This is a genomic window from Acidovorax sp. FG60 (assembly GCF_057808995.1).
Genome location: NZ_JBMDJC010000026.1, coordinates 21,082 through 37,226 on the forward strand (window position 1 = coordinate 21,082; position 16,145 = coordinate 37,226).

The window sequence follows — 16,145 nt, forward strand, 5'->3', positions numbered from 1 at the left end:
CTGTTTGCGGCGCCGGGGCTGATGCCAGCCCGCGCGCTTAGCTCGCGCTGACCACCAGCTGATTGTTCACAGAACTAACGCCATTCACGGCCTTGGCAATGCCTTCGGCGCGCTCACGGGCCACGGCGGAGGGTGCGGGGCCTTTCAGCGTCACACGGCCATTGGCTGTATCGACATCAATCTTCACTGCGCTCAGGTCGGGGTCCTTGGCAAGGCTGGCGCTGATCTGTGCGGTGATTTCTGCGTCACTCAGAAAAACCATGCCCTTATTGGCGGCATCCTTGGCCGAAGATTCTGCATTCGCAGCACCCTGCTCCACCTTCGTCTGAGCGTTCTCCATGGCGCTTTCGGCCTTGGCGCGGGCTTCGGCAGCGGCCTGCTCGGTCTTTTCGACGGCGGAATCCAGGCGCTGGCCCACAGTCGGCTCTTCCTTCTTGCCGCAGGCAGACAGGCCCAAGGCCAGGGCGCTCACGGCCAGGATGGTTGCAATACGGTGTGCAGGACGCTGGGAAATCTTCAGATTGTTCATGCGGAAACTCCTTGCGGTTGAAACATGGCGAGACTGTAAACGCAGGCAGGTGCGCACTAGGTCGGATGCAGCCTAGGCACCTGTAGGACGATGCCGCAAATTGCGCAAAGCTGGCCCGATGCCGAGGCGCGACAATGTACCCATGGCTTTTTCCGCTGCGTCACTCACCCGTTGGTTCCCCTTTTTGTCCTGGCCCCGGCCAGACCGCGCCCTGATCAAAGGAGAGTTCTGGGCGGGCATGACGGTGGGCCTGATGCTGGTGCCGCAGGGGGTCGCCTATGCAGCGCTGGCCGGCATGCCGCTGGTGACGGGTATCTATGCCTCGCTGATTCCTGCACTGGTGGCGGTGTTGTTCAGCGCATCGACGCGGCTCGGCGTGGGGCCGACAGCGCTTACCAGCCTGCTGATCGGCGCGTCACTCACAGGCTTGGCCGAGCCGGGCAGCGCGCAATGGGTGGCCATGGCAGCGTGGATCGCTTTGCTGTCGGGCCTGCTGCAGCTGGTCATGGGGATGGCGCGGTTTGGCTGGCTGCTCAATCTTGTGACGTCCCCCGTATTGAGCGGGTTTACCCAGGCAGCGGCGCTACTGATTTTGGGCTCGCAGCTGGCCGCACTCACCGGGTTGCGGTCAGACTGGGGTGCCCTGCTGTCAACGCCTTCGACCGGGCTGTTTGACCTCACGGCGGCGGCGTTTGGCCTGGGCAGTCTGGCGCTGCTGATACTGGCCCGCCGCTGGCGGCCGAATTTTCCTGCAGCCATTGTGGTGGTGGGCGCGGCCGGCGCCCTGAGCTGGGCCCTGCACTATGCCGACGCTGGCGGAGCCGTGGTGGGCGCGTTGCCCTCGGGCCTGCCGGCTCCGTACTGGCCCGGTGCGCTGCCATGGTCCAGCTTTTCTGCGCTGGTGATGCCGGTGCTGGTCGTCACGCTGGTGAGTTTTCTGGAGACGGCGTCCAGCGCCAAGGTAGAAAGCCAGCGGTCCGGTGAGCGCTGGAATGAGAACCAGGACCTCATTGGCCAGGGCCTGGCCAAAATCAGCAGCGGACTGTTTGGCAGCTTTGCGACCAGTGCCTCGTTCTCGCGCTCGGCCATCAACCTCTATGCGGGCGCCAAAAGCGGCTGGGCCACGCTGTTTGCCATTGCCCTGGTACTCGTGGTGCTGCTGTGGCTCACTCCGGCGCTTTACCACGTGCCGCAGTCGGTGCTGGCTGCCGTGGTGGTAACCGCCGTGACCAGCCTCATCAAGCCCGGCATGCTGCTGCGCCTGTGGCGGGTGTCAAGGGTCGAGGCCGTGATCGGCGGCATCACCTTCGCACTGACACTGGCCACGGCCCCGCGCATGTACTGGGGCGTGCTGGTGGGCTTGCTGATGAACCTGAGCCACTTTCTGTACCAGCGGCTGCACCCCCGCATCATTGAAGTGGGCCTGCACCCGGACGGCAGCCTGCGCGACCGGCACCTGTGGCACCTGCCCGCTCTGGCTCCCCGGCTGCTGGCGCTGCGCATGGATGCCGAGCTGGACTTTGCCTCGGCCAGCGCCCTGGAGCGGCGCGTTACCGAGCATCTGGCTACCCATCCCGATGTAGTGCACCTGTGCCTGATGGCCCAGCCCATCAACCGGATCGACGTGACGGGCGTAGAGACCTTCGCGCAGCTGCTGGCCCTGCTGCAATCACGGGGGGGCACATTGCACCTCAGCGGCCTCAAGCTTCCCGTAGAGCAGGTTCTGCGCCAAGCCGGTTTGCTGGAGCCCGGAACGGGCCTCGCGATGTACCGCACCGACGCCGAAGCACTGGTAGCGTTGCAGCAGCTTCCGCAGCCGGTGGAACGGGTGTGATGCTGGAGCCTTTCACCCCCCTTTTCCCAGTACCGCTGCGGGTTTCACCTAGACCTGGGGCGGGGGCCCTTCCCGCTGGCGCACTGGTACACTGCACAAACTCTTTTTGCTCCATTTGTGTCTGACTCTGCGGCCTCTCATCTGGTAGATCTGCGCGACCTTCGCCTGGATACTGCCCACGCGCTGGTGGCTCAGGCTGGCGGCAGCGAAGCAGCGTTGCACCGCGAGGTGCCCTCGCGCTACCTGCAGGGCCTGATCGACGGACTGTGTGAACTCTCCCTCAAAGACCCGCTCACCGGTCTGGCCAACCGCCGGCACTTCCGCGCCGTGCTGGAACGCGAAATCGATCGCGTCACCCGCTCGGGAGAGGCAGCATTGCTGCTGATGCTCGACATTGACCATTTCAAGAAAGTCAACGACACGCATGGCCATCTGGCTGGCGACATCGTGCTGCAGTCGGTGGCGCGCACGCTCAGCGCCTGCGTGCGCCCCATGGACACGCTGGCGCGCTACGGTGGCGAGGAATTCGCCGTGGTGCTCCCCGCATGCCAGGCCGGCTTTGGCAGCGTGGTGGCCGAACGTATCCGGCGTGCCGTTGCCAACACGCCCATCAAGGTCTCGGGCTCGGTGGAACTCCACGTCACGGTGAGCATTGGCGGCGCCTTTGCCCTGCAGTGGATCCGCTCCACCACCTTGCTGTGGACCGACCGTGCCGACCACCAGCTCTACCAGGCCAAGGCGGCAGGCCGCAACCGCGTCAGCATTGAGGAGCAACCCGACAGCACTGTCAGTGCCGAAGAGAAAAGCCTGTTGTTTGGCCCGCTCTACACCCCCTCGGGTTGGGGCGACCTGCCTCCGGTGGACCCCAACCCAACAGGCAGCGCCTACTGAAAGTTAGAAGATGAGCGACGCGCTGTCCCCTCCCCCACCCACATCGCCAGCGGCTCCTGCTGGCGCCGCCTCACCCTCGCACTCTGCAACGGGTGCCCGCATCATTGCCATCACCAGCGGCAAAGGCGGGGTTGGCAAGACCTTTGTGTCGGCCAACCTGGCTGCGGCCCTCACCCGCCGTGGCCAGCGCGTGCTGGTGCTCGACGCCGACCTGGGCCTGGCCAACCTGGACGTGGTGCTGAACCTGCACCCCAAGATCACCCTGCACGACGTCTTTACCGGCAAGGCCACGCTCGAAGAGGCCGTGATCCAGGCCCCGGGTGGCTTCAACGTGCTGCTGGCAGGCTCGGGCATGGTCGAGTATTCGCGCCTCACGCCCGAGGTGCGCAATCAATTCCTGAGCGTGATCCAGGCGCTCACGCCCCAGTACGACGTGGTGCTGCTGGACACCGGCGCCGGCATTTCCGACGTGGTGCTGTTTTCCATTTCGCTGGCATCCGAGGTGCTCATCGTGGCCACGCCCGAACCCACCTCGCTGACCGACGCCTACGCCGCCATCAAGGTGCTGGCCATGCAGCAAAAGCGCCAGCATGTGCGCATGGTCATCAACCAGGCCGCGCGCCCAGGCGATGGCCGCGCCATCACCAGCCAGCTGCAGCAGGTGCTGGACCGCTTTGTCACCACTGAATCCGGTCGCCCGATGCGCTTGATCCACATGGGCGACATCCCGGCCGATCCCTCGGTACGCGACGCCGTCATGCGCCGCCAGTTGCTGCTGCTGCAAACCCCGGGCTGCCCTGCGGCCCTGGCGATTGCCCAGTTGGCCAACAAGATCGAAACCACGCTGCTGACCCCGGCCGCCTGAGACGCCCGCAGGCGCCACAGCCCGGCAGCAGCGCGGTGCCCCCGCTAGCCTCAGCGAGTTGCCTTGACCGAAGTGCAAGCGCGCCCCTCGCTGCGCTCATTTGATTTGCCGTGAACCCCATCGACACCGTCCTGAACATCTCCTGCTACAAGTTCGTGCCTTTGCCCGATGCGGCGGCCCTTCGCGAGCTGCTGCATGCGCGCGCCACGGCGGCGGGACTCAAGGGCACCATCCTTCTGGCCGAGGAAGGCATCAACTTCTTTCTGGCGGGCGCGGCCGAGGCCGTGCGCGGGTTTGTCGATGCGCTGCGCACCGATGCCCGTTTTGCCGATCTGGAGCCCAAGGAAAGCTGGTCGGCCACGGTGCCGTTTCGCAAGATGCTGGTCAAGGTCAAGCGCGAGATCATCCGCATGGACCACCCCACCATCCGCCCCGCCCAGGGCCGCGCGCCCTCGGTGGACCCGGCCACCCTGCGACGCTGGCTGGCGCAGGGCCATGACGATGAGGGGCGCGAAGTGGTCACACTGGATACCCGCAACGCCTTCGAGGTGGACGCTGGCACCTTCGACAACGCCATCGACTGGCGCATCGACAAGTTCACCGAATTCCCGCCAGCCCTGCGCGCGCACAAGACCGAGCTGCAGGACAAGACCGTGGTGAGCTTCTGCACCGGAGGCATCCGGTGCGAGAAGGCCGCGATCCTGATGCGCGAAGAAGGCCTCTCGCATGTCTACCAGCTCGAAGGCGGCATCCTCAAATACTTTGAACTGACCGATGGCGCGCACTACCACGGCGGCTGTTTTGTGTTCGATGAACGCAGGGTGCTGGCGGCAGACCTGTCTACCGACCCCTTACCCACCGACAGCGAAAACGCTATCAATAAGTGAGCTTATAGCGCTCATCCATCAAGCGCTAGATGCCAATTTTGCTTGAAATTTCAGGCATTCAAAGCCAACAATTTGGCCAAGTCAGGCCTTGAAGCGGCGCTCTGGCAGCGGAATCCACTCCACCTCCCCCGGCACCTGCCCCATGGCCTGGGCATCCCAGTCAGCGGCAGCCCGCACGATGCGGTCCTTGCGACTGGAGACAAAGTTCCACCACATGTGGCGCGGCGCATCCAGCGCGTCACCACCGATCACCATCAACCGCACCGGGGTATCACCTGCAGCAAGGTGTGTGGCCTGCCCGGGCTCCGCCACTGCCAGAAGCTGCGCAGCCACGGTGTCCCCGTTGAGCTGGACCGGAGCATCCACGGTATAGACCGCCATCTCGGGCACCAGCGCCGGAATCTCCAACGTGGCACCGGCGGGCAACTGGACATCCAGGTACAGCGTGCGCGAATAGGTGGCAACAGGAGAGGTCTGCCCAAAGGCTTCCCCAATCAGCACCCGCACGGTGGCATCTCCCACCTGCACTTGCGGAATGGCAGCGGCAGGCGTGTGCACAAACGAAGGCTCTGTTTCTTCATGGGCCACCGGCAAAGCTGCCCACAGCTGAATGCCATGGTTCACGTAGGCCTGGTTTGCGAGACTCTCCGGGCGGCGCTCGGAATGCACGATGCCTCGCCCCGCCGTCATCCAGTTGATGGCACCGGGCTCAATCTGTTGCACATAGCCCAGGCTGTCGCGGTGCATGATGGCGCCAGAGAACAGGTAGGTCACGGTGGCCAGGCCGATGTGGGGGTGAGGCCGCACATCGTGGCCCGCATCGGGCTCCACCGTCACCGGCCCGAAGTGGTCAAAAAACAGGAAGGGTCCCACCGCCTGGCGCTGCACGGCGGGCAGCAGGCGCCGTACCGTGAAGCCACCACCCAGGTCCTTGGCTTGGCCCGACACACGCAGAGGAGCGTTCATGACAGCACCCCCATCGCATCGACGACAGAGACAAGTTCAAAAAGGTGATTCATCGGGTGGCTCCTTGAGGGCTGGACAACAACGCCGCCAGCCTACCAGCTTCAGCGGTTCAGCTGCCCAGCTTGGCAGCCATCTCTGCCACACGCTGGCCAAACTGCTTGCCGGTTTCCAGGTCGCCAGGGAACATCTCGGCGGCCGAGGCGTCCGATGGCGACTGCGCCATGGCGCCACTGAACGAGCCGATCCAGTTCACATCGTTGCGCGTGGCGGCCTTGGAGTTGGCGGGCATCATGCCGTTGCCCACCCACAGGCCGCCGTGCTGCATGGCCAGGTGGAACATGTAGTCCAGCGTGATCTGCTTGTCGCCATTGGTGCTGGCGCTGTTGGTAAAGCCTGCGAACAGCTTGTCCTTCCAGGCCTGGCTGAACCAGGGCTTGGACGAGGCGTCGGCAAACTTCTTGAACTGCCAGCTGGGGCCGGCCATGTAAGTGGGCGAGCCAAAGATGATGGCGCTGGCAGCGGCCAGCGTTTCCCAGCCGCCTTCGGGCAGATTGCCCTCGGCATCGATGGCGATCAACTGGGCGCCAGCGCCCTCTGCCACGGCCTGCGCCAGGCGCTGTGTGTGACCGTAACCCGAGTGGTAAACAACTGCGATGTGTGCCATGAGAAAACTCCTGTTGAAACGAGGGGGACAAGGAAAGCGAGAACGGCGGAAGGACGGATTGAATGCTGGAAACCACAGCCCTGCGGTCAGCAGGCCTTTTGAGGGGATCGCTCAGCGGCCCGACTGGCGCGCATCCAGGCTCCAGCCGCCTGCGCCAAACGCTGCCAGTGCCAGCAGGCCGCCGGTCACGCCCACGTTCTTGAAGAACATGAGCTGCTGCATCATTTGCTTGTCAGCGGGCAGGTCCCAGAACGCATGAAAGAAGAAGCTGGCCACCAGCGTGAAGAATGCCAGCGCGAGCGCTGCCAGACGCGTGCCAAAGCCGAAGATCAGCGCCAGGCTGCCCAGCACCTCGACCGCAGCGGCCACGGCGGCGGCCACGGTGGGCATGGGCAGGCCTACCGACGTGATGTAACCGACAGTGCCAGCAAAGCCGGTGATTTTGCTGATGCCCGCAGGCAGAAACAGGGCGGCCAGCAACAGGCGCGATGCGAGAGCCAGGGGGTTTTGCAGGGATGTGAACATGGTGAAGAACTCCGGGTGAAAGTGGGTTGAAAAATGAACGTCGACTGTCAGGCGGCCAGATCAAACACCAGCACCTCGGCGTCGTGGCCATCGGTCAACGACAAGGTGGTTTCCTTTTCCATCAGCAGCGCATCGCCGCCCGACAGGGCTTGCCCATTGGCGCTGAGTGCACCGCGCACCAGGTGCACATAGGTCTTGCGGGCGGGGTTCAGCGCCAGCGTGGCGGATTCAGCGCCATCCAGCAAGCCTGCGTAAAGGGCCGCATCGGCATGGATCTTGACCGAGCCCTGGGCGCCGTCGGGCGATGCCACCAAGCGCAGGGCGCCGCGCTTTTCAGCCTCGGCAAAAGTCTTTTGCTCGTAGCTCGGCGGGATGCCGCGCACATTGGGCTCGATCCAGATCTGCAGGAAGTGCGTGGTCTGGCCCGCTGCGTGATTGAACTCGCTGTGCTGCACACCGGTGCCTGCACTCATGCGCTGCACGTCGCCGGGCGGAATGCCCTTGACGTTGCCCATGCTGTCCTTGTGGGCCAGTTCACCCGACAGCACATAGCTGATGATTTCCATGTCGCGGTGGCCATGGGTGCCAAACCCCGTGCCCGGTGCGATGCGGTCTTCGTTGATGACCCGCAGGTTGCCAAAGCCCATGTGGGCAGGGTCGTAGTACCCAGCAAACGAGAAGCTGTGGAAGGAATTGAGCCAGCCATGGTCGGCGTGGCCCCGGTCTTGCGATTTACGAACAGTCAGCATGTGAGTGCTCCTTTCAAGACTCGACTGTAGGACTGCAGTGCGCCCTGCAGGGGCAGATGAATTGATGGCAATGTTCAAATAATCTGAATTAACATGGCACCACCATGCAAAACGCACGCGATGTCCTGACCCCCGATGCGCTGACCATGCTGCAGGTGATTGCCGAGGCGGGCAGCTTTGCTGCCGCCGCCCGGCAATTGGGCCTGGTGCCCAGCGCCCTCACCTACCGCGTGCGGCAGATTGAAGACGCACTGGATGTGCTGTTGTTCGACCGCAGCGCACGCCAGGCTCGCCCCACGGAGGCCGGAGTGGAGCTGTTGCGCGAAGGCGCGCGCCTGTTGCAGGACATTGACGCCGTGGCCCACCGCGTGCGCCGCGTGGCCACAGGCTGGGAGCCGCAGCTCACGCTGTCCATCGACGGCATCATTTCGCCCCACACCATGCTGGAGCTGGTGGATGCGTTTTACGCCATGAAGCCTCCGACGCGGCTGAAGCTGCGCGACGGCATCATGACCGGCACGCTGGAGGCGCTGACCTCCGGCCGGGCCGACCTGGCCATCGGCGTATCCGTGGCGGGCAACAACGTGGCGGGCCTGCAGCAGGGCACGCTGGGCGATGTATTGTTCATCTACGTAGTAGCGCCCCACCACCCGCTTGCGGCGGCTGCCGAACCGATCTCAGACGCCACCTTGCTGGAACACCGGGCCGTGGCCGTGGCTGATTCGGCCACACGTGGCGGCGCCACCATGGGCCTGCTCGGTGGGCAGGACGTGCTGACGGTGGACACCATGCAGGCCAAGGTGCGCGTGCAGCTGCGTGGCCTGGGCGGCGGTTTTCTGCCCGAGCCCATGGTGCGCCCCTACCTGGAGGCCGGCCGCCTGGTCGAGCGCCGCGTGGCCCGCCCGGAACGCAACGTGCGTGTGCACTACGCCTGGGGCGGCCCGGGCTTCACCGCACCAGGCCGCGCGCTGCAATGGTGGCTGAACCAGCTGCAAAGCCCCACCACACGCCGCGCTCTGCTGGAAAACCACCATCATTTCTGATCCCGATCAAGTCCCGACAGGGTGATACCGCGTGTAGAGTGGTTCCTGTTGGTTTTGTATTGCATCTCGCTTGCCGACCGTCACCGAAAGGCCTCCCATGAGCAAACCCGATCCTCTTCCCGCCAAACGGCTCCGACGCAACACTGCACTGGCAACCCCCCCCGTTGCAGCCCCCGCAGCCCCCACCACGTTCTCTGGCAAACCCCAGCGCCACTTCGCCATCATCGGCGCTGGCATGGCTGGTATTGCCTGTGCACGCACCCTGGTGCAGGCCGGGCACCGCGTGACGGTGTTCGAGAAATCCTCCCAGGCGGGCGGCCGCACTGCCACCATCGACACCCCTTTTGGCAACTTTGATGCCGGTGCCCAGTACTTCACCGTGCGCGACCCGCGTTTTGCCCGCGCCATCGACACCGTGCCCGGCATCTGCAAGCGCTGGAGCGCCAATTCCGTGCAGGTGCTGGACGCCGCAGGCCGTGTGGCCGCTGCGGGCCTGCCCCACCGCGAAGCACACTGGGTGGCCAGCCCAGGCATGCAGTCCCTGGTGGGCGCCTGGGCCGAGCCGCTGCTCAAGGCCGGCCAGCTCATCACCCACACCCGCGTCACCTCCATTGAGCCCGATTCGTTGAACGCCCCTGGCTGGCAACTGCGCACCGAAGGGCCTGCGGGCAGCCAGCACGTCTATGCCGGTTTCGACGCTGTGCTGCTGGCCCAGCCTTCGGTGCCCGCCCAGGCCCTGCTGGCCAGCTCGGCGGTGGACACCCCGCTGACCGACGCCCTGTCCAAGGTGGCCATTGCCCCCTGCTGGACACTGATGCTCGCCTACCCGCAGGCCGTGCGCCCCGGCCTGACCACGCTGGGCCCGCAGTGGAATGCGGCACGCAGCACACACCACCGCATCGCCTGGCTGGCGCGCGAGTCGTCCAAGCCCGGCCGCAATGTGGTCGAACGCTGGACGGTGCAGGCCAGCCCCGCCTGGTCTGCCGAACACCTCGAAGACGACGAAGCCCGCGTGCAGGCCAAGCTCATCAAGGCCTTTGCCGAAGTCACGGGCATTCGTGCCGCCCCCGCCCATGCGGACACACGCCGCTGGCGCTATGCCCAGACCACCCACCCGCTGGGCAAGAGCCACCTGTGGGACAAATCCATGGGCCTGGGTGCATGCGGTGACTGGTGCCTGGGGCACCGGGTTGAAGACGCCTTCGTGTCGGGACTGGAACTGGCACTTGCCGTGGCATGACGGCCGAGGTGGGCGCTGCACGGCGCTACGTGGGCCGGTTTGCCCCTTCGCCCACGGGGCCGTTGCATGCGGGCTCCCTGGTAGCGGCCCTCGCCAGCTGGCTGGACGCGCGGGCGCACCGGGGCCAGTGGCTTGTTCGCATTGAAGATGTGGACACACCCCGCTGCGTGCCGGGGGCGGATCGGCTCATCCTGCAACAGCTGGCCAGCTGCGGCATGGTGCCCGACGCTCCCCCCCAATGGCAGTCCACCCGCAGCCCGCTCTACCAGCGGGCGTTGGACCAATTGGTAGCCCAAGGCCACGCCTACCCCTGCGCCTGCTCGCGCAAGGACATCGAAGACGCCCATGCCGCCCAGGGCCACACGCGTGAGCGCCATGCCGCGCTGCCTTACCCAGGCACCTGCCGCCACGGGCTGCAGGGCCGCGCCGGGCGCGCATGGCGGTTCAATGTCACAGATTTCAAGCAAAAACAGGCCCTGGCGCTTGACGGCAAAGCGCCAGTAGATGCAAAAATCATAGCAAATCATCTCCTGCAGTGGGAGGACCGCCGCCTGGGTCTGCAGCAGCAGGACGTGGAACAAGCGGTGGGTGATTTCATCCTGCGCCGGGCCGACGGGCTCTGGGCCTACCAGCTCGCCGTGGTGGTGGACGACGCCGACCAGGGCGTCACCGATGTGGTGCGCGGCGAAGACCTGGCCGACAACACCCCGCGCCAGATCCTGCTGCAGCAGGCCCTGGGCGTGCCCACGCCCCGCTACCTGCACACCCCGCTGGTGTGTGGCGACAACGGCGAAAAACTCTCCAAGCAGAACGGCGCCCGCGCGCTGGACCTGTCCCACCCGTTTCAGGCTCTTGACGATGCCGCGCGGGTGCTGGGCCTGCCACCGCTGCCTGCCCCGCACAGCCCTGGCATCTCTGACGCACTGACCCTGTGGGTCGCCGCGTGGCGACGAAACTACAATGGCGCACCGTGACCGAACTGACCCCTACCGCTTCCGCCCCCAACGCTGCGCCCGCTGCAGCCCCCGCGACGACATCTGGCGGGGTTCCCGCTGGCGTGACCCACCCCAAGACCATCAAAAGCTTTGTGCGCCGTGCTGGCCGCACCACCACGGGCCAGGCCAAGGCCTTTGAAGACTTCGGCCCCCGCTTTGTCCTGCCGTATGCCCCGGCGCCGCTCGACGCCGCTTCGGCCTTTGGCCGCACGGCACCGCTGATTCTCGAAATTGGCTTTGGCATGGGCGAGGCCACGGCCCACATCGCCCGCGTGCGCCCCGATGACAACTTCCTGTGCTGCGAGGTGCACGAGCCGGGGGTGGGCGCACTGCTCAAGCGCATTGGCGAACAGGAGCTGACCAACATCCGCATCCTGCAGCACGACGCCGTGGAGGTCATCGACCACATGCTGCCCGAGGGCAGCCTGGACGGTGTGCACATCTTCTTTCCCGACCCCTGGCACAAGACCAAACACAACAAGCGCCGCCTGATTCAGGGCCCGCTGGTGGCCAAGCTGGCGGCCCGCCTCAAGCCCGGTGGCTACCTGCACTGCGCGACCGACTGGCAGCCCTATGCCGAGCAGATGCTGCAGGTGCTGGGCGCCGAACCCCTGTTGCAGAACACCGCCACGGACTTTGCCCCGCAGCCCGACTACCGGCCCCTGACCAAGTTCGAGAACCGGGGCCTGCGGCTGGGGCATGGCGTGTGGGATGTTGTGTTCGTGCGACGACATTGACAAGCTGTGCCTAGTGCTCCACCGTACATCCCAATGAAGCCCATTCTCCAGAACCTGGTGGAAATGACTGGCCACCGCGACCACTTGCGGTTGGAGGTGTCGGTGCTGTCCACGCTGCAAACGCTCAGTGGCATCGTTGAAGTGCGCGCGCTGGAGCTTTTCACCGTTGACGGCGTGGCCCATGTACGCCCCCGTTCCTGGGTTGAGGACGGACAGCTCGTCTCGACCGATTCCGAAGCCGCCGCAGACCCTCGCCGCGAAACGCTGGAAAAATACCCCGCACTTCGCGATTGCGTAGCCAGCCAGGGGGACAGCGCCCTCGCATCGCCCCGCAGGGGGCGCCATGTGCTCTGGCTGCCGGTGTGGATGCATGACAAGGTCACCACCTGTCTGGAGATCACGCAGTCGCGCGCGTTCTCGGCGCACAAGCTGGAAGTGCTCAAGGGCGTGTTCCAGGTCTACCAGAACTACCAGAGCCTGCTGGACTACAGCGAACGCGACGCCCTCACCGGCCTGTTCAACCGCAAGACCTTCGATGAGCAGTTCTCGCGCCATGCGCTCAATGGCCTTTCCAGTGGCCGCCCGGGCACTGTTACCGAATCTCTTCCCCCCGAAGAAGGCTCACAGCCCGGCGAGCCCGTGCAGCAATGGCTGGCGGTGGTGGATATCGATCACTTCAAGCAGGTCAACGACCGCTTTGGCCACCTGTATGGCGACGAAGTGCTGATCCTGATTGCCAACATCCTGCGCAGCTCGTTTCGCAGCCACGACCGCATCTTCCGCTTTGGCGGCGAAGAATTCGTGGTGCTGCTGCGCTCCACCACGCTGAGCACCGCCCACAAGGTGTTCAACCGCTTCCGGCTTGCGGTGCAGGAATACAACTTCCCGCAGGTGGGCCAGGTCACGGTGAGCCTGGGTTTTGTGAGCACCATGCAGGGTTCGCCCGTGGAGATACTGGGGCAGGCCGACCAGGCGCTGTATTACGCCAAAGAGCACGGACGCAACCAGGTCTGCTTTTATGACGACCTGGTGGCCAGCGGCCAGCTGGCCGCCAAGGTGGCCAACGACGACGTCGAGCTGTTCTGAAGCTACCCAGGCGGAGCGAAAGGGCACCAATGCCCGCCTTCAGCGCATTGGCTCATTGGCTCAATGACTCCAGGATCGCCTCCACATCCACTGCGTCCCGCTGCGCAGCAGGCAAGAACTGCTCCGCATACTCACGCCAGACCCCGCTGCGCAGGAAGAAGCGGAACACCTCGGCATCGATATGGCGTTCGCGCACCATGTGGCCCATGATCCTGAGCGATTCCGACAAAGTCTTGGGCGGCTTGTAGGGCCGGTCTGCCGCCGTCAAGGCCTCGAAGATATCGGCCAGTGTCATCACCCTGTCTGCCAGCGTCAGCTCTGAAGCCTTCAGGCGCCGGGGGTAGCCCGTACCGTCCAGTTTTTCATGGTGCGAGCCCGCAATCGACGGTACGCGCGCCAGATGCGGCGGGAACGGCAGGCCGCTGAGCATGACGATGGTCTGCACGATGTGATCGTTGATCTTGAAACGGTCTTCTGCAGTGAGCGTGCCGCGCTGGATCGACAGATTGTGCAGCTCGCCGAGGTGGGCTTGTTGCGGTGGCAGCACCATGTCAAAGCTCCACAGGTTGGCCGGGTTGCCAACCTCCACCGGCGGTTTGCGGGCACCCCAGGGCACGATGTGTTCAGGCCGATCTGCCAGCAGGGGCTCATTGGCGGGCAAGGGGCGCGTCGGCACATTCGCCAGCCGCCCCAATTCGGCTGCTGACAAGCCCAGCCGGTCATCAAAATGCCGCTGCCACACCTGGCGCCCGATGGTGGCCAGCCGCTTGATGTCGGCATCGGCCATGAACTCGCCGCCCACATTGCTGCGGGCCACAAAGGCAAACTCTTCCTGCAGGCGGTCACGCCGCTGCAAAAGCTCGCGCTGCAGCCGCACCGGGTCCACGCCGGACACGTGCTGCTTCCAGTAGTCCAGTTCCGCGTCGCGCCACAGCACCTCAAAGCGCATGCGCACCTCATGGATGCGGTTGTAAAGCGCCTCCAGCTTGGTCGCCTTGTCGATGATGTGCTCGGGGCTGGTGACCTTGCCACAGTCGTGCAGCCACGCGCCCAGGCGGAATTCGTAGCGCTCGGCATCCGTCATGGCGACGTGGGCAAATGGACCTTCCTCGGCCTCGCACAGGCGCTGCATCAGGGATTCCGCCAACTGGGGCACCCGCTCGCAGTGGCCGCCGGTGTAAGGGCTCTTGGCGTCGATCGCGTCCGCCAGCAGGCGGATGACGGCATCGAACAGCTTCTTTTGCCCTTCGATCAAACTGCGCGTCTCGATGGCGACCGACAACGTGCCCGAGAGTTTCTCGACAAACGCCCGGAAGTGGACATCGTCCTGCTGCTGGTCCGCACGGTAGCGCAGCACCAGCAGGCCCAGCGGTTGGCCGTCGCGCGTGCGTAGCTGCACGCGGAGCACGCGCTGGGGCGTGGCCTGGTCGTCATCAGGGTGCTGGTCGCCGTCCTGCGGCTCGGCAGGGTTGATGAAAAACACCATGGGCAGGTGCTCCGGGTAGAGCGACTGGTGCTCAGGATCTTCGCAATACCTTGCCGTGCGCAGCAGGCCCGCGCGCTGAGCCTCTACCAGGTACACCGCACCGCCGGTGCAGCTGGTGGCGCGCACCAGCTCGTAGAGCACGCTCGACAGCATGAGGTCCAGGCGCGACTCGGCGCTGATGTGGTGCGTGATGTGCAGGAACTCCTGGATGGTGTCGGACATGCGGTCCATCACCTGACCCAGTGCGCGCACCTCGCGCACGCGCGACATGTGGTGTTGTGTCGGCCGCCGGAAATCAAACCGTGCCAAGGCCTGCGCCTGCGTGGCCAGCCCCGACAGGCTGCGCCCCACACGCCTCCCGGCCAGCCACCCAAAAGGCAGCATCAGCGCGATGAGCCCCAGGGACAGCCAAACCTGGCGCTGCAGGTTTTCGTTCACATCCGCCAGCAGCTCCCGGGTGGGAATGGCCATCAGGATGTGCAGCCCCTCCCAGCGCTGCGACTTGAGTGACATGACCTTGGCCAGCCACTCCTCGCCACCTGCCACAAAGCGGCGCGAAGGCCCCTCTTTCATGTCCAAACTGTGCAGGGCCTGAAGGCTGGGCACCCCCAGGCCGTCGAGTGTGCGCAGCTTGAGGCTGGGCTGGTCGCCGTCCTCACGCACCAGCACGCGGGACATGTCCGGGTAGGCCAGCACGCGCTGGTCCTGGTCCACCACAGCGATCTCGGTGCGCGGCATCAGCCGCAGCTCTCCGATCTCGCGGCCCAGGTCGGTGAGCGCGACATCCAGACCGATCACAGCACGGCCGTCTTCGCTGGGCTGGCTCAGCGTAACGCCGACCTCCTGCGTGGTGAAAAACACATAGGGGGCAGTGAGGACCTGCGTGTTCTTTTCAGCCGCCTCGGCATACCATGGGCGGGACCGGGGGTCATAGCGGTAGCCGGGGCGCACGGAGGAATCGATGAGACGCAGCTGTGCGTCGTAATAGTTCCAGCGACCCACCAGGCCCATCAGACCCGCCGCGCTGCGCTCCCGCGCCATCGACTGCACCAGGAATGCAGCCTCCGCAGGCGCCTGAAGCCGTGCCCGCAGCGCAGCGTTGCGCAGCGGACGCATGAGCAAAAACTGCCCGTCGGAATACCCGATGAAGACCGCCGACAGCAAAGCGTTCTGCTCCAGCAGACGCACAAACACCGGCAGGCGGCGCAGCCGCGCCTGGAGGGTGGTGGCCGAAGCAATGGGATCAAACGCCAGCAGCCGCAGCGTGGCATCTGCCGGGTCGACGATATGGTGCACCCGCTCGCTGATCAACAGGCTGATGTGCTGCGCACTGTCGTCCGACGCCGCGATGATGGCCTGCCGCGCGCTGGTGCCTACCTGGTAGACCAAGAGCACCGTGAGCAGCAGCATGGCAGATACCACCACCGAGGCAATCACCACCTCGAACGGAACGGTGATGCGCCGCCACCAGGGCAGTTCGGCCCCTCCCGAATCAGGCGAACCGGAACGGGTGCCGTGGGCGGGCACCGGCTCTTGCGGACTTTCGCGCAGGGGGTCCATGCGCTTGAATGTAGGGGGAAAGCCGGTTTTCCGTCACCCTATTTTTGGCAGAAATGGCTGCCACACCACAGCGGCTGGTGCCGCTATG

The 16,145-nt window shown here is 65.2% G+C and carries 15 protein-coding genes; 9 read left to right on the plus strand and 6 right to left on the minus strand.

Annotation, left to right across the window (positions count from 1 at the left end; genetic code table 11):
• Positions 1-37: 37 nt before the first annotated feature.
• Positions 38-529 (minus strand): BON domain-containing protein, encoded by a 492-nt coding sequence (locus ACODS0_RS24950; protein ID WP_055398114.1) that lies wholly within the window; start codon positions 527-529, stop codon positions 38-40.
• 142 nt (positions 530-671) lie between these two features.
• On the opposite strand from ACODS0_RS24950, the gene ACODS0_RS24955 reads away from it, so the two are divergent.
• The 4 genes from ACODS0_RS24955 to ACODS0_RS24970 all read left to right on the plus strand — a co-directional run bounded on the left by ACODS0_RS24955 (position 672) and on the right by ACODS0_RS24970 (position 5,006).
• Positions 672-2,363 (plus strand): SulP family inorganic anion transporter, encoded by a 1,692-nt coding sequence (locus ACODS0_RS24955; RefSeq protein WP_436130176.1) that lies wholly within the window; start codon positions 672-674, stop codon positions 2,361-2,363.
• A 117-nt stretch (positions 2,364-2,480) separates the two neighbouring features.
• Positions 2,481-3,254, plus strand: a complete 774-nt coding sequence (locus ACODS0_RS24960) for a GGDEF domain-containing protein (protein WP_055398112.1) — start codon at positions 2,481-2,483, stop codon at positions 3,252-3,254.
• A 10-nt stretch (positions 3,255-3,264) separates the two neighbouring features.
• The gene (locus ACODS0_RS24965) at positions 3,265-4,119 is read left to right on the plus strand and encodes a MinD/ParA family protein (protein WP_121506525.1); all 855 of its coding nucleotides are present in this window, start codon (positions 3,265-3,267) and stop codon (positions 4,117-4,119) included.
• A gap of 119 nt (positions 4,120-4,238) precedes the next feature.
• A complete protein-coding gene (locus ACODS0_RS24970; RefSeq protein ID WP_121422718.1) occupies positions 4,239-5,006 on the plus strand; it encodes a sulfurtransferase in 768 nt (255 codons plus the stop codon).
• 81 nt (positions 5,007-5,087) lie between these two features.
• Here the strand turns inward: ACODS0_RS24970 and ACODS0_RS24975 are convergent, their stop codons facing one another.
• From ACODS0_RS24975 to ACODS0_RS24990, 4 genes are all read right to left on the minus strand, one after another.
• Positions 5,088-5,972: a pirin family protein gene (locus tag ACODS0_RS24975; protein WP_488837843.1), complete on the minus strand. Its 885-nt coding sequence runs from the start codon at positions 5,970-5,972 to the stop codon at positions 5,088-5,090.
• Positions 5,973-6,081: 109 nt separating this feature from the next.
• The gene (locus ACODS0_RS24980) at positions 6,082-6,636 is read right to left on the minus strand and encodes a flavodoxin family protein (protein WP_055398109.1); all 555 of its coding nucleotides are present in this window, start codon (positions 6,634-6,636) and stop codon (positions 6,082-6,084) included.
• Between the two features lie 111 nt (positions 6,637-6,747).
• Complete coding sequence (locus ACODS0_RS24985) at positions 6,748-7,161, minus strand: DoxX family protein (RefSeq protein WP_488837845.1); 414 nt, start codon at positions 7,159-7,161, stop codon at positions 6,748-6,750.
• A 47-nt stretch (positions 7,162-7,208) separates the two neighbouring features.
• Positions 7,209-7,910, minus strand: coding sequence for a pirin family protein (locus tag ACODS0_RS24990; RefSeq protein ID WP_176885861.1), 702 nt, complete (start codon positions 7,908-7,910; stop codon positions 7,209-7,211).
• A 104-nt stretch (positions 7,911-8,014) separates the two neighbouring features.
• Here ACODS0_RS24990 and ACODS0_RS24995 point away from each other — a divergent pair, with 104 nt between their 5' ends.
• The 5 genes from ACODS0_RS24995 (at position 8,015) to ACODS0_RS25015 (ending at position 13,011) form a co-directional block, all read left to right on the plus strand.
• The gene (locus ACODS0_RS24995) at positions 8,015-8,953 is read left to right on the plus strand and encodes a LysR substrate-binding domain-containing protein (RefSeq protein WP_055398106.1); all 939 of its coding nucleotides are present in this window, start codon (positions 8,015-8,017) and stop codon (positions 8,951-8,953) included.
• 97 nt (positions 8,954-9,050) lie between these two features.
• Entirely contained in the window at positions 9,051-10,193 is a 1,143-nt protein-coding gene (locus tag ACODS0_RS25000; protein WP_255669567.1) for an NAD(P)/FAD-dependent oxidoreductase, read from the plus strand.
• Entirely contained in the window at positions 10,190-11,167 is a 978-nt protein-coding gene (gene gluQRS, locus ACODS0_RS25005; protein ID WP_488837848.1) for a tRNA glutamyl-Q(34) synthetase GluQRS, read from the plus strand. Before ACODS0_RS25000 ends, gluQRS begins: the two co-directional genes overlap by 4 nt.
• Complete coding sequence (trmB, locus tag ACODS0_RS25010; RefSeq protein WP_487254891.1) at positions 11,164-11,925, plus strand: tRNA (guanosine(46)-N7)-methyltransferase TrmB; 762 nt, start codon at positions 11,164-11,166, stop codon at positions 11,923-11,925. Before gluQRS ends, trmB begins: the two co-directional genes overlap by 4 nt.
• Before the next feature lie 33 nt (positions 11,926-11,958).
• Positions 11,959-13,011 (plus strand): GGDEF domain-containing protein, encoded by a 1,053-nt coding sequence (locus tag ACODS0_RS25015; protein WP_055398103.1) that lies wholly within the window; start codon positions 11,959-11,961, stop codon positions 13,009-13,011.
• 52 nt (positions 13,012-13,063) lie between these two features.
• Here the strand turns inward: ACODS0_RS25015 and ACODS0_RS25020 are convergent, their stop codons facing one another.
• Positions 13,064-16,057: an HD domain-containing phosphohydrolase gene (locus ACODS0_RS25020; protein ID WP_488837851.1), complete on the minus strand. Its 2,994-nt coding sequence runs from the start codon at positions 16,055-16,057 to the stop codon at positions 13,064-13,066.
• Positions 16,058-16,145: the final 88 nt, after the last annotated feature.

Excerpts from the sequence above, each read along its gene's own strand:
- ACODS0_RS24950 (WP_055398114.1), bottom strand. The coding sequence starts at position 529 with ATGAACAATCTGAAGATTTCCCAGCGTCCTGCACACCGTATTGCAACC.
- ACODS0_RS24955 (WP_436130176.1), top strand. The coding sequence starts at position 672 with ATGGCTTTTTCCGCTGCGTCACTCACCCGTTGGTTCCCCTTTTTGTCC.
- ACODS0_RS24965 (WP_121506525.1), top strand. The coding sequence starts at position 3,265 with ATGAGCGACGCGCTGTCCCCTCCCCCACCCACATCGCCAGCGGCTCCT.
- ACODS0_RS24975 (WP_488837843.1), bottom strand. The coding sequence starts at position 5,972 with ATGAACGCTCCTCTGCGTGTGTCGGGCCAAGCCAAGGACCTGGGTGGT.
- ACODS0_RS24980 (WP_055398109.1), bottom strand. The coding sequence starts at position 6,636 with ATGGCACACATCGCAGTTGTTTACCACTCGGGTTACGGTCACACACAG.
- ACODS0_RS24985 (WP_488837845.1), bottom strand. The coding sequence starts at position 7,161 with ATGTTCACATCCCTGCAAAACCCCCTGGCTCTCGCATCGCGCCTGTTG.
- ACODS0_RS24990 (WP_176885861.1), bottom strand. The coding sequence starts at position 7,910 with ATGCTGACTGTTCGTAAATCGCAAGACCGGGGCCACGCCGACCATGGC.
- ACODS0_RS24995 (WP_055398106.1), top strand. The coding sequence starts at position 8,015 with ATGCAAAACGCACGCGATGTCCTGACCCCCGATGCGCTGACCATGCTG.
- ACODS0_RS25000 (WP_255669567.1), top strand. The coding sequence starts at position 9,051 with ATGAGCAAACCCGATCCTCTTCCCGCCAAACGGCTCCGACGCAACACT.
- gluQRS (WP_488837848.1), top strand. The coding sequence starts at position 10,190 with ATGACGGCCGAGGTGGGCGCTGCACGGCGCTACGTGGGCCGGTTTGCC.
- ACODS0_RS25015 (WP_055398103.1), top strand. The coding sequence starts at position 11,959 with ATGAAGCCCATTCTCCAGAACCTGGTGGAAATGACTGGCCACCGCGAC.
- ACODS0_RS25020 (WP_488837851.1), bottom strand. The coding sequence starts at position 16,057 with ATGGACCCCCTGCGCGAAAGTCCGCAAGAGCCGGTGCCCGCCCACGGC.